This window comes from Sphingobium sp. AP49 (assembly GCF_000281715.2).
Lineage (GTDB): Bacteria > Pseudomonadota > Alphaproteobacteria > Sphingomonadales > Sphingomonadaceae > Sphingobium.
In genome coordinates this window covers 2349105-2373198 of record NZ_CP124576.1, presented here as the reverse complement: position 1 = coordinate 2373198, position 24094 = coordinate 2349105, and the positions used below count along the sequence as shown (strand labels likewise).

The 24094-nt window shown below is 63.3% G+C and carries 20 protein-coding genes and 1 tRNA gene; 6 read left to right on the top strand and 15 right to left on the bottom strand.

Features of this window, described 5'->3' with window-relative positions; all coding sequences use genetic code 11:
• Positions 1-9: 9 nt before the first annotated feature.
• A complete protein-coding gene (locus PMI04_RS11485) occupies positions 10-2229 on the bottom strand; it encodes a S9 family peptidase (RefSeq protein ID WP_007705352.1) in 2220 nt (739 codons plus the stop codon).
• A 117-nt stretch (positions 2230-2346) separates the two neighbouring features.
• Positions 2347-2421 (bottom strand) — tRNA-Val (locus tag PMI04_RS11480).
• A 140-nt stretch (positions 2422-2561) separates the two neighbouring features.
• Here PMI04_RS11480 and PMI04_RS11475 point away from each other — a divergent pair.
• Positions 2562-2690 carry an entericidin A/B family lipoprotein gene (locus PMI04_RS11475; RefSeq protein ID WP_004207212.1) on the top strand — a complete coding sequence of 43 codons (129 nt, stop codon included), beginning with the start codon at positions 2562-2564 and terminating at the stop codon, positions 2688-2690.
• A gap of 30 nt (positions 2691-2720) precedes the next feature.
• On the opposite strand, the gene PMI04_RS11470 is transcribed toward PMI04_RS11475, so the two are convergent.
• The gene (locus PMI04_RS11470) at positions 2721-2906 is read right to left on the bottom strand and encodes a hypothetical protein (protein WP_007705349.1); all 186 of its coding nucleotides are present in this window, start codon (positions 2904-2906) and stop codon (positions 2721-2723) included.
• Between the two features lie 182 nt (positions 2907-3088).
• Between PMI04_RS11470 and hslV the strand changes: the two genes are divergently transcribed.
• The 3 genes from hslV (at position 3089) to PMI04_RS11455 (ending at position 7213) form a co-directional block, all read left to right on the top strand.
• Entirely contained in the window at positions 3089-3655 is a 567-nt protein-coding gene (gene hslV, locus PMI04_RS11465; protein WP_037485321.1) for an ATP-dependent protease subunit HslV, read from the top strand.
• Between the two features lie 17 nt (positions 3656-3672).
• Positions 3673-4974, top strand: a complete 1302-nt coding sequence (gene hslU / locus PMI04_RS11460) for an ATP-dependent protease ATPase subunit HslU (protein WP_007705343.1) — start codon at positions 3673-3675, stop codon at positions 4972-4974.
• A 112-nt stretch (positions 4975-5086) separates the two neighbouring features.
• Positions 5087-7213 carry an oligopeptidase B gene (locus PMI04_RS11455; protein ID WP_007705340.1) on the top strand — a complete coding sequence of 709 codons (2127 nt, stop codon included), beginning with the start codon at positions 5087-5089 and terminating at the stop codon, positions 7211-7213.
• Between the two features lie 66 nt (positions 7214-7279).
• Here PMI04_RS11455 and proS read toward each other — a convergent pair whose 3' ends face one another.
• Both proS and phaR read right to left on the bottom strand, forming a co-directional pair.
• Positions 7280-8806, bottom strand: a complete 1527-nt coding sequence (proS, locus tag PMI04_RS11450) for a proline--tRNA ligase (protein ID WP_037485364.1) — start codon at positions 8804-8806, stop codon at positions 7280-7282.
• A gap of 76 nt (positions 8807-8882) precedes the next feature.
• Positions 8883-9461: a polyhydroxyalkanoate synthesis repressor PhaR gene (gene phaR / locus PMI04_RS11445; RefSeq protein ID WP_007705333.1), complete on the bottom strand. Its 579-nt coding sequence runs from the start codon at positions 9459-9461 to the stop codon at positions 8883-8885.
• Between the two features lie 124 nt (positions 9462-9585).
• On the opposite strand from phaR, the gene PMI04_RS11440 reads away from it, so the two are divergent.
• Both PMI04_RS11440 and PMI04_RS11435 read left to right on the top strand, forming a co-directional pair.
• Entirely contained in the window at positions 9586-10560 is a 975-nt protein-coding gene (locus tag PMI04_RS11440; RefSeq protein ID WP_007705330.1) for an alpha/beta fold hydrolase, read from the top strand.
• 50 nt (positions 10561-10610) lie between these two features.
• Positions 10611-11783, top strand: coding sequence for an acetyl-CoA C-acetyltransferase (locus PMI04_RS11435; RefSeq protein WP_007705327.1), 1173 nt, complete (start codon positions 10611-10613; stop codon positions 11781-11783).
• Between the two features lie 58 nt (positions 11784-11841).
• Here the strand turns inward: PMI04_RS11435 and alr are convergent, their stop codons facing one another.
• The 10 genes from alr to PMI04_RS11385 form a co-directional block, all read right to left on the bottom strand.
• Positions 11842-12885, bottom strand: coding sequence for an alanine racemase (gene alr, locus PMI04_RS11430; RefSeq protein WP_007705324.1), 1044 nt, complete (start codon positions 12883-12885; stop codon positions 11842-11844).
• A gap of 27 nt (positions 12886-12912) precedes the next feature.
• Positions 12913-14502: an MFS transporter gene (locus PMI04_RS11425; RefSeq protein WP_007705321.1), complete on the bottom strand. Its 1590-nt coding sequence runs from the start codon at positions 14500-14502 to the stop codon at positions 12913-12915.
• 138 nt (positions 14503-14640) lie between these two features.
• A complete protein-coding gene (locus tag PMI04_RS11420) occupies positions 14641-15597 on the bottom strand; it encodes a diguanylate cyclase (RefSeq protein ID WP_052028023.1) in 957 nt (318 codons plus the stop codon).
• A 116-nt stretch (positions 15598-15713) separates the two neighbouring features.
• Positions 15714-16085 carry a tRNA-binding protein gene (locus PMI04_RS11415; RefSeq protein ID WP_007705315.1) on the bottom strand — a complete coding sequence of 124 codons (372 nt, stop codon included), beginning with the start codon at positions 16083-16085 and terminating at the stop codon, positions 15714-15716.
• A gap of 119 nt (positions 16086-16204) precedes the next feature.
• Entirely contained in the window at positions 16205-18205 is a 2001-nt protein-coding gene (locus PMI04_RS11410) for an acetyl/propionyl/methylcrotonyl-CoA carboxylase subunit alpha (RefSeq protein WP_007705311.1), read from the bottom strand.
• 193 nt (positions 18206-18398) lie between these two features.
• The gene (gene bioB / locus PMI04_RS11405; RefSeq protein ID WP_004207227.1) at positions 18399-19412 is read right to left on the bottom strand and encodes a biotin synthase BioB; all 1014 of its coding nucleotides are present in this window, start codon (positions 19410-19412) and stop codon (positions 18399-18401) included.
• On the bottom strand, positions 19413-21566 hold the full coding sequence (gene scpA, locus PMI04_RS11400; RefSeq protein ID WP_007705307.1) for a methylmalonyl-CoA mutase: 2154 nt from the start codon (positions 21564-21566) through the stop codon (positions 19413-19415). It lies immediately after the preceding gene.
• Positions 21567-21678: 112 nt separating this feature from the next.
• Positions 21679-22119, bottom strand: a complete 441-nt coding sequence (gene mce / locus PMI04_RS11395) for a methylmalonyl-CoA epimerase (protein WP_007705306.1) — start codon at positions 22117-22119, stop codon at positions 21679-21681.
• A gap of 49 nt (positions 22120-22168) precedes the next feature.
• The gene (locus PMI04_RS11390) at positions 22169-22459 is read right to left on the bottom strand and encodes a GIY-YIG nuclease family protein (RefSeq protein ID WP_007705304.1); all 291 of its coding nucleotides are present in this window, start codon (positions 22457-22459) and stop codon (positions 22169-22171) included.
• 94 nt (positions 22460-22553) lie between these two features.
• Positions 22554-24086 carry an acyl-CoA carboxylase subunit beta gene (locus PMI04_RS11385; RefSeq protein ID WP_007705299.1) on the bottom strand — a complete coding sequence of 511 codons (1533 nt, stop codon included), beginning with the start codon at positions 24084-24086 and terminating at the stop codon, positions 22554-22556.
• Positions 24087-24094 lie beyond the last annotated feature (8 nt).

The window sequence follows — 24094 nt, the reverse complement described above, 5'->3', positions numbered from 1 at the left end:
GTCATGGCGTCAATCGGCGGGGTTCACGCCGTTATCGGCCAGGAAATGCTCGATCGTCTTCCACAGATGGACGCTGATCTTTGGCCCGCCCACGCGGTGGGTCTGCCCTGGATAGACCATCAGCTCGAACGGCACCGCCGCCGCCTGCATCTTGGCCATCAGCGCCGTCGAATTGTCGAACACGACATTGTCGTCGGACATGCCGTGGATCAGCAGCAGCGGGTCCGTGATCTTCACCGCGTCGTCCACGGCATCAGAGCCGGGATAGGCGCTTGGCTTGTCCTGCGGCTGGCCCAGATAGCGCTCGGTATAATGGGTGTCGTAAAACTCCCATTTGGTAACCGGCGCGCCCGAAACGATCGCCGCGAAGGTGCCCGGCGCCTTTTCGGCGAGCTTCAGCGACATGTAGCCGCCATAGGACCAGCCATAGGTGGCAATCCGCTTGGGATCGACGAAGGGCTGGGCCTTCAGCCATTCGACACCCTTTAGCTGGTCATCGACCTCGACCGTCCCCATCGCGCGGTAAATCTGGTCCTCGAACGCCTTGCCCCGATCGGGCGTGCCGCGATTGTCGACCGCAAAGACGATCCAGCCGCGATCGACCAGATATTGGTTGAGCGCGCCGCTCCATGTGTTGGTTACCTGCCGCCCGGTGCCAGGTCCGCCATAATGGATCATGAAGACGGGATAGCGCTTGCCGGGCTGCAAAGGCGGGGTCAGCATCTTGGTATAGAGGATGCTGCCATCGGCCGCCTTGACCGTCCCGAACACGGTTTTTGCATGGCCGGCGATATAGGGCGCATAGGGGTGATCGCCCTTCAGCGCATTTTCCGAGATCCACTGCAACTGCCTGCCGCCGCTGTCGGCCAGATAGACCTGCTTGGGCTGGTCGGCATTCTGGCGGGTGACGATGACACGACTGGCAGCCCCGTCCATCACCGCGTCGTTCCACCAGCCCTTGGCGGTCAACGCCTTGAGCGGCCCGGCCTTCGCCAGCGACGCGACATAGAGTTGCTGCTCCAGCGGCGTGTCGCGATTGCCGGTGAAATAGACCAGGCCCTTGCCCTCATCCACGCCGACAATGTCGCGCACTTCCCATTCGCCGCTGGTCAGCGCCGTCCATTTGCCATCGCGCACATGGTAGAGATGGCCATGGCCGGTCTTTTCCGACCACCAGAGGAAACTCCCGTCGCTCAGCGGCGTGAAATTGTTGCTGAGGTTGATCCAGCTTTTGGCGGTTTCGGTGAGCACGATCTTCGCCTTGCCGGTCGCCGGGTCAACCGCCAGCAGGTCGAGCCGCTGCTGGTTGCGGCTCTCGCGCTGGACATAGAGGGTCTTGCCGTCCTTCGACCAATCGACGCGGGCGAGATAGACATTCTTGTCGGCGCCCAGGTCGACCTGCACCTGGCCCGAACCGTCGGCCTTCATGACAAAAAGATCGACCACCGCGTTGGGCGTGCCGGCGGCGGGATAGCGCTGCTGATAGATCTTGGTGCCCTCGCCGCCGATGGCGGTGCGGGTGACGATGCCGACCGGGCTTTCATCGACCCGGGCGACGGCGATCAGCCCGTCGGTCGGCGACCACCAATAGCCGGTGCGCCGGTCCATTTCCTCCTGGGCGACAAATTCCGACACGCCCCAGTTGAGCGTCTCGCTGGCGCCCTGCGTCAGCTGCTTTTCGGCGCCGTTCATCGGCTTCACGAACAGGTTGCCGCCGCGCACGAAGGACACGAAGCCGCCCTTGGGGCTGACCACGCCGTTGAGTTCGCCGTCCGGCGTATCGGTCAGGCGCGTCACCTTGCCATCCAGCGCGGCGAGATAGAGATCGCCATCGACCGGAACCAGGATAGTCTTGCCGTCGGGCGACCAGTCATAGCTGGTGATGCCGGTGCTGCCGGCGACCGAGCGGTCACGCTCCCGCTGCATCTTCTCCGCTTCACTGAGTTCCGCACCGCTGCCGGTCTTCTTCGAATCGACCAGCATCCGTTCCGCGCCGGTCGACGTGTCGATCGCCCACAGGTCGAGCCGCTCCTTCTCGTCCGCACGCGGCTTGAGCAGGGTCACCAGCTTGCCGTCGGGCGACAGCTTCAGCACGCGCGGCAGCGGCCCGGCCAGATCAGGGCTGGCAAATACGCGCTCCAGCGTCAGCTTCTCCTGCGCCTGCACCGGAACGATCGGAAGCAGCAACAGTGCGCCGAGCGCGACACTGGCGTTGAGATAGGGGGGCATGGTCATCCTTTCCGGTCGGCGTACGAATGCGCCGCTTGATCGCTGGCAGGCTTAGCGCGAGGCGAAGGAAAAGATCAATATTTGGGAATAATATGTCCTGCCATGACCGGAAGGCCATGGTGGGCGCGACAGGGATTGAACCTGTGACCCCACCCGTGTGAAGGGTGTGCTCTACCGCTGAGCTACGCGCCCCCTGTAAGGAGGAGGCGGCCATTGGCATTCGGCGCGATGCCTGTCAAGCGCCGGTGCATCAGGACACGGAAATTAACACTGTCCAGTGCGTTCAACCGCATTATAAATGCCGCACCACTGAAATAAGAAAGTCGCCATCCATGCGTCAGACCGTTGCCCTCGTCCTTGCCAGCATGTTGCTGTCTGCTCTCGCCGCCTGCAATACGGTGCAAGGCGTCGGTCGGGACATCGAATCCGTCGGCACCGCCGGCAAGGAAGTCATCCACTAAGATCGACCGAACAGAGCGCGCGCGCCTGTCCTATTGCAGTATCCGGGGGAAGGCCCCTTTTTTGCGCAGGCGCACGCCATCACAGTCAGGTTCGCCGCATTCGCAGGCTTCGACCGCATAGCGGACGCCGCACATCACCAGAATATCCTGATCGAACGAGTAATTGGAGATGCCCGCGCGTTCGACCTTTTCCTGGGCTCTGGCCTTCAAAGACATGCGAGTCTTCCCTCCATTTGGGACGAACATGATTGATTGCTGCATTGCACAATGTCAATTGACGCAAGTTTGTTCCTGAATGGATTGTCATAAAGCTGTCGCCGAAAAGCAACGACTCGGCTTTATCGCGCTTTTCTTGCGCGTGCTTGCACGGATCGGACAGCCATCCCATATGCGCCGCCATGAACGATCCTAACCGCTCTTCCATGCCTGTCTGGCATGGCACCACCATCATGTCGGTCCGCAAGAATGGAAAGGTCGTCGTCGCCGGCGACGGCCAGGTCTCGATGGGCCAGACCGTGATGAAGCCCAATGCCCGCAAGGTGCGTCGCCTGCACGACGGCAGCGTCATCGGCGGCTTTGCCGGCGCAACGGCCGACGCCTTCACCCTGTTCGAACGGCTCGAAGCCAAGCTGGAACGCCATAATGGCCAGTTGATGCGCGCCGCCGTCGAACTCGCCAAGGACTGGCGCACCGACAAATATCTCCGCAACCTGGAAGCGATGATGATCGTCGCCGACAAGGATGTCACCCTGATCCTGACCGGGAATGGCGACGTGCTGGAACCGCTCGGCGGCGTCGCCGCGATCGGTTCGGGCGGCAATTACGCCCTCGCCGCCGCCCGCGCGCTGGTGGAATATGAGGAAGATGCCGAAACCCTGGCCCGCAAGGCGATGGCCGTGGCCGCCGACATCTGCGTCTACACCAACGACCAGCTCACCATCGAAACGCTCGACAGCGCCAACTGAGATTTCAAGAAAAGATCATGAACGACAATCTGACCCCCAAAGCCATCGTCGCCGCGCTCGACGCGCATATCATCGGCCAGCATGACGCCAAGCGCGCCGTCGCCGTCGCGCTGCGCAACCGCTGGCGCCGCCAGCATCTGCCCGCCGACCTGCGCGACGAGGTGACGCCCAAGAACATCCTGATGATCGGACCGACGGGCTGCGGCAAGACCGAGATCAGCCGCCGCCTGGCGAAACTGGCCGACGCGCCCTTCGTCAAGGTGGAAGCCACCAAGTTCACCGAAGTCGGCTATGTCGGCCGCGACGTCGAACAGATCGTCCGCGATCTGGTCGAGGAAGCCGTGCGCCTGGAAAAGGACCGTCGCCGCGAAGCCGTGCGCGAAGCCGCGTCCGAAGCCGCCATGGCCCGCCTGCTCGACGCGCTGACCGGCAAGGATGCCAGCGAAGCCACCCGCCTCTCCTTCCGCCAGAAGATCGAGGGCAACCAGATGAACGAGGTGGAGGTCGAGGTGGAAGTCGCCGACACCCCGTCGATGCCGATGGAAATCCCCGGAATGGGTGGTCAGGTCGGCATGATCAACCTCAGCGACATGATGTCCAAGGCCTTTGGCCAGCAGCAGAAGAAGCGCCGCAAGATGCGCGTCGCCGACGCCTGGGACAAGCTGGTCGAGGAAGAGCAGGACAAGCGGCTGGACCAGGATGACGTCGCCCGCGTCGCCATCACCAGCGCCGAGCAGAATGGCATCGTCTTCCTCGACGAGATCGACAAGATCGCCGTCAGCGACGTGCGTGGCGGTTCGGTCAGCCGCGAAGGCGTGCAGCGCGACCTGCTGCCGCTGATCGAGGGTACCACGGTCTCGACCAAATATGGCCCCTTGAAGACGGACCATATCCTCTTCATCGCCTCGGGCGCCTTCCATGTGGCCAAGCCCAGCGACCTGTTGCCCGAGCTTCAGGGCCGCCTGCCGATCCGGGTGGAATTGAAGGCCCTGACCGAGGAGGATTTCGTCGCGATCCTGTCCGACACCAAGGCCAGCCTTGTTGCGCAATATCGCGCACTGCTGGCGACCGAGGAAGTGACGATCGACCTGACGCCCGAAGGCATCCGCGCGGTCGCCAAGATCGCGGCCGAGGTCAACAGCGAGATCGAGAATATCGGTGCCCGTCGCCTGCAGACCGTCATGGAAAAGCTGCTGGAGGATGTCAGCTTCGAGGCCGAGGATCGCCGCGGCGAGACGCTGGTGATCGACCAGGCCTATGTCGACAAGCAATTGTCGGCCGTCGCCCATGACACCGACCTCAGCAAATATGTGCTGTAACTGAGCGCATAATTTAAGTCCGGGCCTGCCGTTTCTCATGGCAGGCCCGGATCATCTTCCCCCCTGCCCGCCATCATGCCAGCCTCCGCCATGCGATTCGCAGGGAGGGAATATGATCCGCACTTCGGCCTGGCTCTTGGCGAGCCTCGGCATTGCCGCGCTGTCCACCACCGCCGAGGCGCAGACAATTCCAAAGCCACCCGTCGCGGCCAAGAAACCGCATGAGGTGAAGGCGCCCTTCGGCGCAACGCGCCAGGACCCCTATTACTGGCTGCGCGACGACAGCCGCAAAGATCCCGAGATGCTGGCCTATCTGGCGGCCGAAAACGCCTATGCCGACGCACTGCTGGCGCCGACCAAGCCGTTGCAGGACAAGCTCTACGCCGAAATCACCGGCCGCATAAAGCAGGACGACAGCAGCGTCCCCTATCGCAAGAAGGGTTACTGGTATTACAGCCGCTTCGAAACCGGCGGCGATTACCCGATCGTCGCCCGGCGCAAGGGCAGCATGGACGCGCCCGAGCAGATATTGCTCGACGAACCCAGGATGGGCGCGGGCAAGGGCTATTTCGCGATCGGTGGCAAGGAAGTCAGCCCGGACGACCGGCTGCTCGCCTATGCCGAGGATCTGGTCGGCCGCCGCCAATATGTGATCCGCGTCAAGGCCATCGCCGACGGCAAATTGCTGGCCGACGAAATCCCCAATGCCGAACCCGATTTCGCCTGGGCCGACGACAGCAAGACGATCTTCTATGTCGAGAAGGATCCCACCACCCTGCTCGGCAAACGGGTGAAGGCGCATGTGCTGGGCACGCCCGTCAGCGCCGACCGGCTGGTCTATGAGGAGAAGGACGACAGCTTCTACATGGGCCTGAAGAAGACGACATCGGACAAATATATCTGCATCGTCCTGCAATCGACGGTCAGCAATGAGGAACGCTGTGCGTCCTCCGCCAACCCCGCCGCCTTCACTGTCCTGGCCCCACGCGAACGCGACTTCCTCTACAGCAGCGATAATGTCGGCGGGCAGTGGACGATCCGTACCAACTGGCAGGCGCCCAATTACCGGCTGATGACGGTCTCGGATGCTGATGCCGCCAAGGGCCGCGCCGCCTGGACGGACATCGTGCCGACCAGCGCCAGCGTCTTCATCGAGAATTTCCAGCCCTTCGACAGCTTCCTGGCGATCGAGGAACGGTCCGAAGGCAATAAGCGCCTTCGCCTGCTGACCAGGGGCGGCAAGAGCAGCTTTGTCGAGGCAGACGAGCCCGCCTATGCCATGGCGCTCGCCGTCAACGCCGAAAGCGGCACGCCCTGGGTCCGCTACACCTATGACAGCCTGCGCACGCCGCAAACCACCTATGAGGTGAACGTCGATAGTGGTGAGCGCAAGCTTCTCAAGGTCCAGGAGGTCAAGGGCTATGACCCGGCCAAATATGTGACCGAGCGGGTCTGGGCGACCGCGCGCGACGGGACGAAGGTGCCGGTCTCGCTTATCTACGCCAAGGGCTTCAAAAAGGACGGCAGCGCCCCGCTCTATCAATATGCTTATGGCAGCTACGGCTATTCGACCGATCCGGCCTTCTCGCCCTTGCTCCCCAGCCTGCTCGATCGCGGCGTCGTCTATGCCATCGCCCATATTCGCGGCGGCCAGGAAATGGGCCGCCAATGGTATGATGACGGCCATCTCAAGAACAAGATGAACAGCTTCACCGACTTCATCGACGTGACCCGCGCGCTGGTGGATCAGGGTTATGCGAAGAAGGGCCGCGTCGCCGCCATGGGTGGCAGCGCGGGCGGCCTGCTGATGGGCGGCGTCGCGAATATGGCGCCCCAGGATTACAAGGTCATCATCGCCCAGGTGCCGTTCGTGGACGTCGTCACGACCATGCTTGACCCGACCATCCCGCTCACCACCGGCGAATATGACGAATGGGGCAATCCCGAACAAAAGCCATGGTATGATGTGATGCTGGCCTATTCGCCCTACGACCATGTCGAGGCGAAAGCCTATCCCAGCCTGTTCGTCGGCACCGGCCTATGGGACAGTCAGGTCCAATATTATGAGCCGACCAAATGGGCGGCGAAGCTGCGCGCAACCAAGACCGACAGCAATCCACTGGTCTTCCGCGTCAACATGGAGGCCGGCCATGGCGGCAAGTCCGGCCGCTTCCGCCGCTATCGCGATCAGGCGGAGTATAGCGCCTTCGCGCTGGAGCAATTGGGCGTAGCGCAATAACGACCCAGGCCGTTCGCTTCGAGCGTAGTCGAGAAGCCTTTCCCGACTACGCTCGCTATCACCGATTTAGTAGCTGCGGCCCACAAGCACCCGCTCGGCCGCGGTGCCGCCGGTGAAGATGCAGGTCCCATCCGCCGCTTCCGCGTCGGTCGGCACGTTGCGCAGGGTCAGCTTCTCCCCCTTCAGCCACTGCACCACCTTGTCCAGTTCCGCGCCGGTCGGCTTGGCCCACTGGACCAGCGCCCAGCCGGGGTTTTTGCTGGCCTTGAAATATGCCTTGAGCGCGTCAATCTGCGTGATCGACGCATCGATCCGGCTGTCGTGGCGGGCTTTGGCGCGCGCAAACAGCTGACCCTGGATGTCCGCCAGCAATCCGGGCACACGGGCGACCAGATCTTCCTTCTTGATGAAGTCGGGCTTGAGCTTGCCGTTCATATCGTACAGCTCGTCCCGCCGCAGCAGCGCGACCGATCCGTTGGCGACATCGCGCGCGCCGATTTCCAGAATGATCGGCGCGCCCTTCTTCACCCAGCCCCAGCGCTTGGTCGCCGCCTTGGCAGGGCGCTTGTCCAGCAGCGCGCGCACCGGCTCGCGGAACGCATCCAGCGCATTGAGCTGGGTCACCAGATCGGTGCAATAATCGAGGATCGCGGCATCTTCCTCGCTGTCGCGCAGCATCGGCACCACGACCACCTGATAGGGCGCGACGCGCGGCGGCACGCACAGCCCATCGTCGTCGCCATGCGTCATGATCAGCCCGCCGATCATGCGCGTGGACACACCCCAACTGGTCGTCTGAGCCAGCTCCTGCTGCCCCTCGGCATTCTGGAACTTGATATTCTGCGCGCTGGAGAAGGTCGTGCCCAGGAAGTGCGACGTGCCCGCCTGCAATGCCTTGCCGTCCTGCATCATCGCTTCGATCGAATAGGTCGCGACCGCGCCGGGGAAACGCTCATTCTCCGGCTTTTCGCCAGCCACCACCGGCATGGCGACGCAATCCTGGGCAAAGTCGCGATAGACACGCAGCATCTTCATCGTCTCGTCCATCGCCTCGTCGACGGTGGCATGGGCGGTATGGCCTTCCTGCCACAGAAACTCGGCGGTGCGCAGGAACATGCGGGTGCGCATTTCCCAGCGGACGACATTCGCCCACTGGTTGATGAGCACCGGCAGGTCGCGCCAGCTCTGCACCCAGCGGCTGAACGCCGCGCCGATCACGGTTTCCGACGTCGGCCGCACGACCAGCGGCTCTTCCAGCTTCGCCTCGGGATCGGGGACCAGCTTGCCGTCCTTCTGGATCAGCCGGTGATGAGTGACGACCGCCATTTCCTTGGCGAAGCCGTCGACATGTTCGGCCTCCTTCTCGAAATAGGAGAGCGGAATGAACAGCGGGAAATAACAATTCTCATGCCCCGTCGCCTTGATCTCGGCGTCCAGCAGCTTCTGCATCCGTTCCCAGATGCCATAGCCCCACGGCCGAATGACCATGCAGCCGCGCACGCCGCTTTCCTCGGCCATGTCGGCTTCCGAAATGACGGCCTGATACCAGGCGGAAAAATCCTGTTCGCGGGTAACGGAAAGAGCGTGTTTCACGGGGTCGAACGCCTGTGTCTGGAGTGGATGGCGCGCCATAGGACAAGCGCGCCGCTCCTGTCGACCCCGAAGCTGCTCAGGTCAGTTTATCGATCTTCGCGTTGAGCGCCGCGAGTTGGGCCTTGAGAACCGCAATCTCGTCATCCTTGCTTTCTTCCGAAGCCGCCGGCGCGGGCATCGGCGCAGCGCCGGGCATGCCAGGAACCCCGGTGCCAAAGGCACTCGCCGCTGCCTCGAACATCTGCATGTTGCGCTTGGCGATCTCGGCCAGCGGACCACCGCCAAAGGCGCCCTTCATGGCTTCCTGGAACTGCTGCTGGTTCTTGCGGAAGGCATCCATCGACGCTTCGAGATATTGCGGCACCATCGATTGCATCGAATCGCCATACATCGAGATGAGCTGTCGCAGGAAGTTGACCGGCAGCATGTTCTTGCCGCGCTGCTCTTCTTCCATGATGATCTGGGTCAGCACATTATGCGTGATGTCCTCGCCGGACTTAGCGTCGACCACGACAAACTCTCGCCCTTCGCGCGTCATCTGCGACAAAAGGTCCAGCGTGATGTAACTCGAAGTTTCGGTGTTATAGAGCCGCCTGTTAGCGTACTTCTTGATAACCACCGGTTCGGATTCATTAGCAGCCTTCGATTTGGCCATGCCTGTCTCTCCCTCACCTGCTCCTGCCGCATTAGCACAGGGCGATGCCGCGCCGCAACATGGGCCGCGGCCTTTACCCCTCTTTCTCAACATTTTATGGCGCGAAACGGAGGGCGATCCTGATTTGCGTCGCCGCGCTTTCATCGGCTTGCGCCGCTATCAGGAGGCGCAGCGGCTAGCCCTGCCTTCGCCCCCGGCCCTGGTGGCGACCGTCGGCGCCGCCCGTTTGCTGCGGTATCGATCTGATTTAGCATGGCAAAGCGATCGCGCACCGATCGTCTTCATTCCCTCCCTCATCAACCCGCCACAGGTGCTGGACCTGTCGGAAAGCCGATCCATGCTGCGCCATATGGCTGCAGCAGGCCATGATGCGCATCTGGTTGACTGGGGCACGCCGTCGGCCGCCGACCGGGAATTGGGGCTGGACCAGCACATCACGGATCGGCTCATCCCGATGCTGGCCGCGCTGCCGCGACCGCCGATCCTGGTCGGCTATTGCCTGGGCGGCACGATCGCCATCGCGGCCGCAGCATTGCACCGGGTAACGGCGCTGGCGACGATCGCCTCGCCCTGGGACTTTGCCGGCTTTCCGTCCGCCGACCTGGCCGAGATCGCCGCTCTGTGGCGCGGCGCGAAACCGGTGTGCGATCGGCTGGGCTATGTGCCGATGGAAGCATTGCAATCGGGTTTCTGGGCACTCGATCCGCAACGCACCGTGCAGAAATATGCCGCCTTCGCCGACATAGTCCCCGGCTCCGACGAGGAGCGAGCCTTCCTTGCCGTTGAGGATTGGGCCAATGAAGGCGCACCACTCACCTATGCTGCGGGCCAGCAATTGTTCGAGACGCTCTATGCCGCAAACGCGAGCGGGCGGGCCGAATGGCGCGTCGGCGGGGCGATCGTCAATCCGGCTACACTCACCTGCCCCACCCTCTCGATCGCTTCCGCCATCGACCGGATCGTTCCAGCCGCAGCAGCCCCGCCCCTTACGGAAAGCCGGATATTGAACCTTGGCCATGTTGGCATGATATTGAGCCAGCGGGCACCCGACATGCTGTGGGATCCGCTCTCCCTTTGGCTTTCGCGCCATGGCGGATGATGTTATGTGCACCCGCGAAAACAACATTACCACTAGTGAGGATCAAGGCTTTGTCAGACATCGTCATTACCGCCGCCAAGCGCACGCCCGTGGGCAGCTTCCTGGGGGCGTTCGGATCGACCCCGGCGCATGAATTGGGCCGCCAAGCCATTCTCGCGGCGATCGCGCAGGCGGCCATTGCGCCCGAAGAAGTGGATGAAGTGATCCTTGGCCAGGTGCTGGCTGCTGGCCAGGGCCAGAACCCGGCCCGGCAGGCCGCCGTCAATGCCGGCATTCCGGTGGAGCGCACCGCGATCGGCCTCAATCAACTGTGCGGATCGGGCCTGCGCGCGGTCGCGCTGGCGGCACAGGCGATCAAGGCGGGCGACGCCCGCATCATGATCGCGGGTGGCCAGGAAAGCATGTCGATGGCACCCCATGCGCAAAATCTGCGCGGCGGCACCAAGATGGGTCCGGTCAGCCTGGTCGACACGATGATCCATGACGGCCTCACCGATGCCTTCAACAATTATCATATGGGCATCACCGCCGAAAATCTGGCGGAAAAATATCAGATCAGCCGCGACGCGCAGGATGCCTTCGCCGTCGCCAGCCAGAACAAGGCGGAAGCCGCGCGCGCATCGGGCCGTTTTGCCGACGAAATCCTGCCGGTGACGATCAAGGGCCGCAAGGGCGACACCATCGTCGATGCCGATGAATATATCCGCGCCGGCGCGACGATCGAAGCGATGCAGGCGCTGCGCCCCGCCTTCAAGAAGGACGGCACCGTGACCGCCGGCAATGCCAGCGGCATCAATGATGGCGCGGCCGCCCTGGTGCTGATGACCGCCGACGATGCCGCCAAGCGCGGCTCGACGATCCTGGGCCGCATTGCCGGTTTTGCCACCTGCGGCGTCGATCCGTCGATCATGGGCATCGGCCCGGCGCCGGCAAGCCGCAAGGCGCTGGAAAAGGCCGGCTGGTCGGTTGCCGATCTCGATCTGATCGAGGCAAACGAAGCCTTTGCCGCACAGGCCCTATCGGTCGGTCAGGAACTGGGTTGGGATCCGGAGAAGGTGAACGTCAATGGCGGCGCGATCGCCATCGGTCACCCCATTGGCGCCTCGGGTGCGCGCGTGCTGACGACGCTGCTGTATGAAATGGCCAAGCGCGACGCGAAGAAGGGCCTTGCCACCCTGTGCATCGGCGGCGGCATGGGCGTTGCGATGTGCATCGAGCGCTGAGCCTTCGGTCCAATGCTTAATATGGGGCGCCGGTCATGCGATCGGCGCCCTTTTGCCGTCAGGCCCAGATGCGGTCGAACCGTTTGCCCAGACCCGTCAGCAACTCATATTGCGACAGGCCCGATGCCTGTGATGCCTGTGGCAGCGCATAGTCGATCGTCAGCCAGTCGCCCTCCGCGACATCCGGTCGTGCGCCGACATCGACCGCCAGCAGGTCCATCGACACCCGGCCCAGCACCGGTAACGCCACACCATCGATGATCGCGGCGCCGCGCCCGGAAAAGCCACGCAGATAGCCATCGGCATAGCCGATATTGAGGACCGCGATCTCCAGGTCGCGCTCGGCGCGATGGGTGGCGTTATAGCCGATCGTATCGCCCGCGATCACCGAACGGCGCTGCAATATCTGCGCCTGGGGCTGAACTACCTGACGCAAATGCGCGGCGGCGTCGGGATGCGGTACGCCGCCATAGAGGGCAATGCCCGGCCGGGTCAGGTCGAAGCCATAATCTGCCCCCATGCAGATGCCGGCGCTGTTGGCCAGGCTGTAGCGCTGCGCCGGGACGGCAGCGCATAGTTGCCGAAATCGCGCCAGTTGCGTCGGGTTGAGATCGCTATCCTCGTCGGCCGAGGCGAGATGGCTCAGCAGCGTGACGATCTCCAGCCCCTCGACCAGTCCGGTGAGGTCGGCGCGCCAGTCGAGGCCCAGCCGGTTCATGCCGGTATCGATCATCACATCGCAGGCACCACCACCAGCCCCCTTCCAGCGCGCGACCTGCCCTGGCGTGCAAAGCACCGGCCGCGCCCGTGAAGCGAGGGCCTGGACCATATCCTCCTCGCGCACCCCGTGCAGAACGGCGAAGTTCACACCGTCCATCTGGGCTTCCAGCGCGGCCGCCTCGCCCCAGTTGGACACGAAGAAGTCGCGGCAGCCCGCGCCCTTCAGCCGCTGCATCACACCCGCCGCGCCCAAGCCATAGCCATCGGCCTTGATCGCCGCGCCGCAGGCCGGGGCGCCGCCCTGCCGCGCCAGCCAGCGCCAGTTGGAAAGCAGCGCATCGCCATCGAGGCGCAGGCGGAGCGGAGCGATATAGCCAGTCATTGTCCGCAGCCGATAGCGCGGCAGGGCTCAGGCGTCGAGGGGGCGCCCTTTCGTTTCCGGCAAAGCCACGAGGCAGGTGACCAGCGCCAGCGCCACCACCGCGATGGTGTACCACAGGCCGGCATAGGGATCGCCGGTGCGCGCGACGATATATTGGCTGACCAGCGGCAGGAACCCACCAAAATAGCCGGTGCCGATATGATAGGGGATGGAGAGCGAACTGTAGCGGATGCGCGCCGGGAAATATTCCGACAGGAGCGCCGCGACCGGGCCATAGGTCGCGCCCGATAGTGTCCATAGCAGCAGCAGCGCGGCAAAGAGCATCAGCGCACGTGGCCAGTCCGGGCGGACGACGCCGAAATCATAGCCCTGGGCCTTGAGCGCTGCGTCGATCCCTTCGCTACTGACATCTGCAACGGCCACGCCGCCGATGTTGACCGCCGGCGTTGCGCCGCTGCGCTTCTCATAGGGAATGCCGCGCTTGGAAAAATGGTCGAGCAGCTTACCGCAGGCGGTCGGCTGCACCTTGGCGAAGGGATCGAAGCGGCAGTCGGGGCCGCTCACCAGCACGGGCGCGCGGGCGGCGGCCTGCGACAGCGCCGGGTTCGCGGTCGCGCCCATGAACTGGTAGAGCGGCATCACCAGCACCAGCACCAGCGCATAACCGATGATGATCGGCTTCCTGCGTCCGACCTTGTCCGACAACCAGCCGAAGAAGATGAAGGCGCCCATGCCGGCAAAGGCGCTGCCACCGACCAGCAATTGCGCGATGCCCGGCGCGACATGCAGGCCGCTCTGCAGGAAATAGAGCGCCTGGAACATCACCGTATAGGCGATCACGGTGAAGCCCGCCGCGATGCCGATCATCGCCACCAGCATCCGCTTCCTGTTGCCCGGCGCGGTGAAGGCTTCCTTCAGCGGGTTCTTGGCATGTTGCCCCGCCTTCTTCATCGCGGTGAAGACCGGGCTTTCGCGCAGCATAAGCCGCATCCACAGCGAAATGGCGAGCAGCGCGAGCGAGAAGATGAAGGGAATGCGCCAGCCCCAGGCGTCCCACACATCCATGCCGACGATCCATTGCGTGCCGACCACCACCATCAGCGACAGGATGAAGCCACCGATCACCCCGGCCTGGATGAAGCTGGTATAGAAGCCGCGCCGGCCCGGCGGCGCATGTTCGGCGACATAGATGGCCGCCCCGCCATATTCGCCGCCCAGCGCCAGCCCCTGCGCGATCCGCAAGCCGATCAGGATGACCGGCGCGGCAACGCCGATGCTGGCCGCCGACGGCGTCAGTCCGACACCCGCCGTCGCCAGCCCCATCAGGACGATGGTGGCGAGGAAGGTATATTTGCGCCCCAGCCGATCACCGAGATAGCCGAACAGCATCGCGCCGAGCGGCCGGAAGCCGAAGCCGATGGCGAAGCCGGCCAGCGAATAGAGCAATTCGACGGTCGGATTGTCGGTCGGGAAGAAGGTGCGGCCGATGATCGGCGCCAGCACGCCATAGATATAGAAATCATACCATTCAAACACGGTGCCCAGCGCTGACGCGGTGATGACCAGCCGGTCCCGCTTTGCATCCATGACATAGCCCGCCCCCACCGAATCCGGCATCCGTCCCCCTTCATTGCGCATATTTCCCGTAAATCCTGACATTTTCAGGCCATTATGGGAAAGGAAATCTCCAGCGGGAAAAGAAGTCGGTCACGCCGCTTTTGCTGGATAGGCTCATTGTAGGACAGGCCGGCCGGATCAGCGATCGGGGATGATGACCACCCCGTCACGACCGACATGGATGTTCGCAAACAGGGCAAGCTCGCACTGTTGCAGCAAGCGATCGGCGGCATCGATCGTGCAGCTTGAAACCCCGCCGATGCTGAGCGTCACATGCGCCTTCACGGGCGATGCGCCATGGGGAATCTCCAGGGCATTCACCGCGACCCGGATGGTGTCCAATATGGCGCGCGGGTCGATGCAGGCGGGCAGCAGCAGCGCAAAGCGCGCCGTGTCATAGCGGGCCGCCAGATCATGCGGGCGTCGGGCTGCGCGCGCGACTGCGGTGGCCACGGCGCGCAACGCCGCATGCGCCGCTTCCTCGCCCTGCGCCGCGACAAGATCGTCGAAATGATCGACCTCGATCAACGCCACCGACACCCGCTCCCGCCGCCGGACCGCCGTGGCGCAGGCCCGATCCAGATCGCGATCGAAGCAGAGCCGGTTGGCAAGGCCGGTCAGACTGTCCTGGAACGACCATTGGGCCAGATGGCGCTGTCGTGCCTCCAGCGCGCCATGGGCTTCTCGCAATTCAGCCAGCGCGGTTTCTCGCGCCGCCTGCCTTGCCATGTCATGGGTCGCATCGAGGACGAAACCGGCCGCACCATAAGCGTCCCCGTCTCCGTCAAATTGCAGCACGGCAAGCGAACGTATCCAGCGTTCGCCACCGTCCGGCAGCAATATGCGGAACAACAGGCCATAATCCTGGCCCTCGCTGACCAGATTCTGCAATGCCTCGCCGATATTGGTCGCACGATCGACATCGTCGGGATGGATGATCTCGCGGAAATCGGCCAGCGTTTCTATCGGCGTATCGCTGGTCCGGCCCATGACCGCGTACCAACTTTCGTCGCACTGCATCGTGCCTGACTGGAAATCAAAATACCATCGACCAATGCGGCCGATCCTGGCGGCACCATCCACGATGGCGGCCAATCCGACCCGTTGATCTTTCCGCGAACCCTCTACGCTTATTGTCGCCATCGCACGTCATCCCGGAAACGAGGACGAATAAGGTTAACGCGCTCTGGAACATTAGGAAAGTCGGAATATCAGAACAGCCGAGAACCGTCTGGCACCACTTTGTCGGGGGCGAACAGCATGACCGCACCGGCGGCGTCGGTGAAGCCCAGCGTCAGCACCTCCGACATGAACTTGCCGATCTGGCGCGGCGGGAAATTGACCACGGCGGCGACCTGTCGGCCGGGCAGGTCTTCCAGTGCGTGGTTTTCGGTGATCTGCGCGCTCGATTTCTTCTGGCCGATCGCCGGGCCGAAATCGATCAGCAGCTTGTAGGCAGGCTTGCGCGCCTCGGGATAGGGCTCGGCCGAGACGATCGTGCCGACGCGAATGTCGACCTTGAGGAAATCGTCGAAGCTGATCGGGTCAGCGGCGGGCGCGCCGGGGTCGTGGGTCAGGTGCATGGCGCCATCAAAGCATTCCCGTCATTCCAGCGAAAGCTGGAATCCCACTTTTTCTTTCAACGCCATCGCCAAAAGAAGTGGGATCCCAGCTTTCGCGGGGATGACGGTTGAAGCGAGCCTTATTCCAGTTCCAAAATCACCGCGTCGACCGGCAGGCTTTCGCCCTGGGCGGCGGACACGCTCTTGACCGTGCCCGCCTTGCCGGCGCGCAGGATATTTTCCATCTTCATCGCCTCGATCACCGCGAGCGGCTGGCCGATCTCGACCTTGTCACCCTGCTTGACGTTCAGCGCGACCAGCAGGCCGGGCATCGGGCAGATCAGGAAGCGCGAGAGATCGGGCGGGATCTTCTCGATCATATGCTTGGCATAGGGCGCGGCATGGGCGGGCAGGATGCGCAGCTTGTGGCTGGCGCCATGGGCGGTCAGCACGAAGCCCGCACGCACCGGCGCGATCCGTACCGCCAGTTGCTCCTCGCCAAACTCTGCCTCGATCAGGCGATCGCCCGGCGTATATTCCAGCGCCATGTCAATCGCATCGCCGTCGACCGTCACTTCGTCGCCGTCGATCACGACATCATGGACGAAATCGCCGATCTTCACCTGCCAGCCGGTCGGGGGGCTGAGGCGCTTGCCGAGTTGTCCCTCGATCCGGCGGGCGCGGTCGGCCTGCGCCATCGCGGCGAAGGCGCCGATCGCCGACAGGCGCTGGAGCAGTTGCGGCGACGCGGGCGCACCATGGAAGCCCTCGGGATATTCCTCGGCGATGAAGCCGGTGGTGATGTTGCCGGAGCGGAAGCGCTCATGCTGCATCAGCGCGGAGACGAAATCGATATTATGGCCCGGCCCTTCGATCTCGAACTTGTCGAGTGCCTCGATCTGCTTGTCGATCGCCTCCAGACGGGTCGGCGCCCAGGTGATCAGCTTGGCGATCATCGGATCGTAGAAGATCGACACCTCGCCGCCTTCCTGCACGCCGTCATCCACGCGGATCAGCGCGCCGCTCTCGTCCGTGCCGGTTTCGGGCGGATTATAGCGGATCAGGCGGCCGGTCGACGGCAGGAAGCCGCGATAGGGGTCTTCGGCATAGACGCGGTTCTCGATCGACCAGCCGTTGATCTTCACGTCCGCCTGCCCGAACGACAGCGCCTCGCCATTGGCGACGCGGATCATCTGTTCAACCAGGTCGACGCCGGTGATTTCCTCGGTGACGGGATGCTCCACCTGCAAACGGGTGTTCATTTCGAGGAAGTAGAAGCCGTCGCCGGTCTTGTCCTCGCCGCTGACGATCAGTTCGACCGTGCCGGCGCTGAAATAGCCGACCGCGCGGGCCAAGGCGACGCACTGCTCGCCCATCTTCTTGCGCATTTCGGGGCTGACGAAGGGCGACGGCGCTTCCTCGACCACCTTCTGGTGGCGGCGCTGGATCGAGCATTCGCGCTCGTTGAGGTAGACGATATTGCCATGCTGGTCGCCCAGCACCTGAATTTCGATATGGCGCGGGCTTTCGATGAACTTCTCGATGAAGACGCGGTCGTCGCCGAAGCTGTTCAGCCCCTCGCGCTTGGTCGCCTCGAAGCCTTCGCGGACATCCTGTTCAGAGTAGGCCAGGCGCATGCCCTTGCCGCCGCCGCCGGCCGAGGCCTTCATCATCACCGGATAGCCGATCTCGTTGGAGATGCGGACGGCATGTTCGGTATCCTCGATCACGCCGACGAAACCGGGGACGACATTGACCCCCGCTTCCATCGCCAGCTTCTTGGACTCGATCTTGTCGCCCATCGCGGCGATGGCGTTCGCCGGAGGGCCGACGAAGATGATGCCCTCGGCGTCCAGCGCCTTGCGGAAGCTTTCGCGCTCGGAGAGGAAGCCATAGCCCGGATGCACCGCATCGGCGCCGGTCGCCTTGCAGGCCTCGATGATCTTGTCGGCGATCAGATAGGATTGGGCGGCGGGCGGCGGGCCGATATGGACGGCTTCATCGGCCATCAGCACATGCGGCGCGCGGGCGTCGGCATCGGAATAGACCGCGACGGTCTTGATGCCCATCTTCTTGGCCGTGCGCATGACACGACACGCAATTTCGCCACGGTTCGCGATCAGGATCTTGGTGATTGCCATTCTACTTCCTGTCCCAGTCCTTGTTCTAAACTCCGTTCGGTTCGAGCCTGTCGAGAACCGCTTCTCGACTTTGCTCGAACCGAACGGATGATTTCAGCCGCCGTGCATGAACATGCCCAGATCGACCATCATCCAAAAAACCGCTGCAAGAATTGCGATGGCAATCGCCAGGCACCCCAAATAGCGGATCAAATTATTCAGCCGCCTCCAGCTCGACCTTCACTTCCGCCTGCATCGGCACGACGCCGAGCTTCGCGAACAGCGCCGCGTCGGCATTGTCGCCGGCATTGGCGGTGGTCAGCAGCTTGTCGCCGGTGAAGATGCTGTTCGCGCCGGCCATGAAGCAGAGCGCCTGGCAGCTATCCGACATGCTCTCTCGGCCAGCCGACAAGCGCACCATGCTTTCCGGCATCACGATCCGGGCGACCGCAACGGTGCGGACGAATTCGATCTCGTCGATCTTGGCGAGTGGCGTGTCGGCCAGCATATTGCCCAGCACCGTACCCTTGACCGGGACCAGCGCATTGATCGGCACGCTCTGCGGATGGACCGGCAGCACGGCCAGCGCATGAAGGAAGCCGACGCGATCCTCGCGCGCCTCGCCCATGCCGACGATGCCACCCGAGCAGACATTGATGCCCGAATTGCGGACATTTTCCAGCGTCACCAGACGATCGTCGAAGGTCCGGGTGGTGATGACCTTCTCATAATGTTCGGGCGAGGTGTCGATATTATGGTTGTAATAATCGAGGCCCGCCTCCGCGAGCATATCGGCCTGGCTTTCGCTGAGCATCCCCAGCGTCATGCAGGTTTCCATGCCCATCTGGCGCACGCCCTTCACCATCTCGACGATGGCGGGCATGTCGCGATCCTTGGGGTTGCGCCAGGCCGCGCCCATGCAGAAGCGCGAAGACCCTGCGTCCTTCGCCTGCGCCGCCGCCTGCATCACCGCCTGCACGCTCATCAGCTTTTCGGCCTTCAGGCCGCTTTCCGCCGAGGCCGACTGGTTGCAGTAACCGCAATCCTCCGGGCAGCCGCCGGTCTTGATCGACAACAGGGTGGACAGCTGCACCTCGTTGCGCGGGAAGTTGGCGCGGTGGATCGACTGCGCTTCGAACATCAGGTCGCCAAAGGGCAGGTCGAACAGCGCGGCGATTTCCTCGCGCGTCCAGTCGTTGCGGGCGGTCAGGGTGCAGGGGGTATTCATTTACGCAGCTTCCTCTAGCCCCGCCGGGGGCATGTTGTGGCCGAGCAGGCGCAGCACATCGGCGGCGCACTCCACGACATTGGAACCCGGCCCATAAATGCCCTGAACCCCTGCGTCACGAAGATAGTCATAATCCTGCGGCGGGATCACGCCGCCGGCGATCACCTTGATGTCGCTACGGCCGTGGTCGCGCAGCCGGTTGATGAGTTCCGGGATCAGCGTCTTGTGCCCGGCGGCCAGCGACGAGGCGCCGACCACATCGACGCCGCTGTCGAGCGCCAGCACCACCGTTTCCTCCGGCGTCTGGAACAAAGGCCCGGACACGACATCGAAGCCCATGTCGCCGAAAGCCGAGGCGATGATGTTGGCGCCCCGGTCGTGCCCGTCCTGCCCCATCTTGGCGACGAGGAGTTTGGGCTTGCGACCGAGGCGCCGTTCGACGGCCTGCACCCCGTCGAGAACCTGTTTCCAGCGGCTGTCATCCTTGTAGGGCGCGCCATAGACCCCCTTCACCGGCGTCGGCTGGGTGCCGTAACGGTTGAAGCTGTCCTCCATGGCGGCGGAGATTTCGCCCAGCGTAGCGCGCGCGCGCGCGGCTTCGACCGCATGGGCGAGCAGATTGCTCTCGATCGATTGCGGCGCGGCGGCGGCATCGCGCAGCGACTGGAGTGCAGCCTGGCAGGCATCCTCGTCGCGCTCGGCCTTCACCCGGTTGATGCGGGCGATCTGCGCTTCACGGACCTTGCTATTGTCGACTTCCAGCGTTTCGAGCAGGTCTTCGCTCGCCAGGCGATATTTGTTGACGCCGACGATGACATCCTCGCCCCGATCGACGCGCGCCTGACGGGCGGCGGCGGCGGTTTCGATCATCGCCTTGGGCCAGCCGGCGCCCACGGCCTTCGCCATGCCGCCTTCGGCTTCCACGCGGTCAATAATCTCCTGCGCGGCGTCGACCAGTTGCTGGGTCAGGCTCTCGATATAATAGCTGCCGCCCAGCGGATCGACGACATTGCACATGCCGGTCTCTTCCTGGATCACGATCTGCGTATTGCGCGCGATGCGGGCGGAAAAGTCGGTCGGCAGCGCGATCGCCTCGTCCAGCGCGTTGGTGTGGAGCGACTGGGTGCCGCCCAGCATCGCCGCCATCGCCTCGATCGTGGTGCGCATGACGTTGTTGTAGGGGTCCTGCTCGGTCAGCGAGACGCCCGATGTCTGGCAATGGGTGCGCAGCATCTTGGAGCGCTCATCCTGCGCGCCGAGCTTGGTCATGACGCGATGCCACAGCACGCGAGCGGCGCGCAGCTTCGCGATCTCCATGAAGAAGTTCATGCCGATCGCGAAGAAGAAGCTGAGGCGCCCGGCGAACTTGTCGATGTCGAGGCCGCTCGCCACGCCATAGCGCACATATTCCGCGCCATCGGCGATCGTGAAGGCCAGTTCCTGCACCTGCGTCGCGCCGGCTTCCTGCATATGATAGCCGGAAATGGAGATGCTGTTGAACTTGGGCATCTCGCGCGACGTATAGCCGAAAATGTCGCTGATGATCCGCATCGATGGTTCGGGCGGGTAGATATAGGTGTTGCGGACCATGAACTCCTTGAGGATGTCGTTCTGGATGGTCCCGTCGAGCAATTTGCGCTCGACCCCCTGCTCCTCGCCCGCGACGATGAAGAAGGCCAGGATCGGGATCACCGCGCCGTTCATGGTCATCGACACGCTCATCTTGTCGAGCGGGATGCCGTCGAACAGGATCTTCATGTCCTCGATCGTGTCGATCGCCACGCCCGCCTTGCCGACATCGCCGACGACGCGAGGATGGTCGCTGTCATAGCCGCGATGGGTGGCCAAGTCGAAAGCGACGCTGAGGCCCTTCTGCCCGGCGGCGAGATTGCGGCGGTAGAAGGCGTTGGATTCCTCGGCAGTCGAGAAGCCTGCATATTGGCGGATGGTCCAGGGCCGGCCCGCATACATCGACGCACGCACGCCGCGGGTGAAGGGCGCGAAGCCCGGCAGGCCCGGATCGACGGTCACGTCCTCGGCGGTGTAGAGCGGCTTCACCGTGATACCTTCCGGGGTATCCCAGTTCAGATCCTTGCCCTTCACTTCCTTGGCGGCAGCGGCGGCCCACTGGTCCAGCGTCGGCTTCTCGGTCATGCGTGTCCTATCCTACCCATTCGTCACCCCGGCCTTGAGCCGGGGTCCCGCTATCTTCATCCCGCTTGCTGAAAAGAAGCGGGATGCCGGATCAAGTCCGGCATGACGTCATTTAATGCGCGCCGTCCTTCGGCGTCTCCATGATCTCGGTGAGCACCCCGTTCATATCCTTGGGGTGGACGAAGAAGATCGGCGTGCCATGCGCCCCGATGCGCGGCTCGCCCAACACCTTCTTGCCCAGGCCTTCAAACCAGGCCTTGGCCTCGTGGATATCCGGCACTTCATAGCACATATGATGCTGCCCCCCGGCCGGGTTCTTGGCGATGAAGCCATGGATCGGACTATTCTCCCCCAGCGGCTCGATCAGTTCGATCTGCGTCCCCGCCGTGCCGCCCTCGCCGGGCGTATCGACGAAGCACACCTTCACCCCCTGCGCCGCCAAGTCGAACGGCTCATGCGTCAGTGTCGCGCCCATGATGTCGCGATAATAGGCGAGGGACGCCTCCAGCGAAGGCGTCGCGATGCCGATATGGTTCAAGCGGCCGAGTTTCACATCCTATCCTTCGTCATTGCGAGCGAAGCGAAGCAATCCATGCGACGTTTCACCCTTGAGCGATGCCCTGATACAAATCCTGCCAATCGGGATTGGCCCCGACGATCAATGCTATCTTCCTTGCCCGCGAGCCTGCCTTGATCTGTTTCTCGCGCGCAATGGCTACCTCCATCGTCTCCGCCATTTCGTACCAGACCAGCATCTTGCAGCCGTACCGTTGCGTGAACCCACCGGTGATATTCTCCCGATGCTGCCACACGCGCTGCGGCAGGTTTGAGGTGACACCGGTATAGAGCGTCCCGTTCCGCCCGCTCGCCATGATGTAGACCGCCGGTCGCATCACGCCGCACCGCCCGGACCAACCCAGACGGCGCTCCAGTGGATTGCTTCGCTGCGCTCGCAATGACGAAGGGGGAAGGCGCGGACATCATCTATCACAGCGGAATATTGTCGTGCTTCTTCCAGGGGTTCTCCAGCGCCTTGTTGCGCAGCTTGCGCAAGCCCAGCGCGATCCGCTTGCGGGTCGAGTGGGGCTGGATCACCTCGTCGATGAAGCCCTTGCTCGCCGCCACGAAGGGGTTGGCGAAGCGGTCTTCATATTCCTTGGTCTTTTCGGCAATCTCTTCGGGCGTCTTGCCGCGGAAGATGATCTCGACCGCGCCCTTGGCACCCATCACCGCGATCTCGGCGGTCGGCCAGGCATAGTTCAAGTCGCCGCGCAAATGCTTGGAACTCATCACATCATAGGCGCCGCCATAGGCCTTGCGGGTGATGACGGTGATCTTGGGCACGGTCGCCTCGGCATAGGCGAAGAGCAGCTTGGCACCATGCTTGATGATGCCGCTATGTTCCTGCGCGGTGCCCGGCAGGAAACCCGGCACGTCGACAAAGGTGACGATCGGGATTTCGAACGCATCGCAGAAGCGCACGAACCGCCCCGCCTTCTTGGACGAGTTGATGTCCAGCACGCCGGCCAGCACCATCGGCTGGTTGGCGATGATGCCCACCGTCTTGCCCTCGATCCGGCCGAAACCGCACAGGATATTGCCCGCATGGGCCGGCTGCACCTCGAAGAAGTCGCCTTCGTCCACCACCTTGCGGATCAGCTCGTGCATGTCATAGGGCTGGTTGGCATTGGCCGGGATCAGCGTATCGAGGCTGTCCTCCAGCCGGTCCCACGGGTCCGCGCTCGGCCGCTCGGGCACCGGCTCCTTGTTCGACGCCGGCAGGAAGTCGACGAAGTCACGCACCGCCAGCAGCGCTTCCAGATCATTCTCGAACGCCACGTCGGCCACGCCCGACTTGGTGGTGTGGGTGATCGCGCCGCCCAGTTCCTCCTGGGTCACCACCTCGTTGGTGACGGTCTTGACCACGTCAGGCCCGGTCACGAACATGAAGCTGCTGTCCTTCACCATGAAGATGAAGTCGGTCATGGCGGGCGAATAGACCGCGCCGCCCGCGCACGGCCCCATGATGACGCTGATCTGCGGCACCACGCCCGACGCCAGCACATTGCGCTGGAAAATCTCGGCATAGCCGGCGAGCGAGGCGACGCCCTCCTGGATGCGGGCGCCGCCGCTATCGTTGAGGCCGATCACCGGCGCGCCGACCTTCAGCGCCATGTCCATGATCTTGCAGATCTTCATCGCGTGCCGTTCCGACACCGCGCCGCCATAGACGGTGAAATCCTGGCTGAAGACGAAGACGAGGCGGCCGTTGATCGTGCCCGATCCGGTGACGACGCCGTCGCCCGGAATATGCTGTTCGTCCATGCCGAAATCGATGCAATTATGCTCGACATACATGTCCAGCTCTTCAAAGCTGTCCTCGTCCAGCAGCACTTCGATCCGCTCCCGCGCGGTCAGCTTGCCCTTGGCGTGCTGGGCGTCGATGCGGCGCTGGCCGCCGCCCATGCGGGCGCCTTCGCGCTTGGCTTCCAGCTGTTCGATGATGGCGAGCTTCGACATAAACGCAT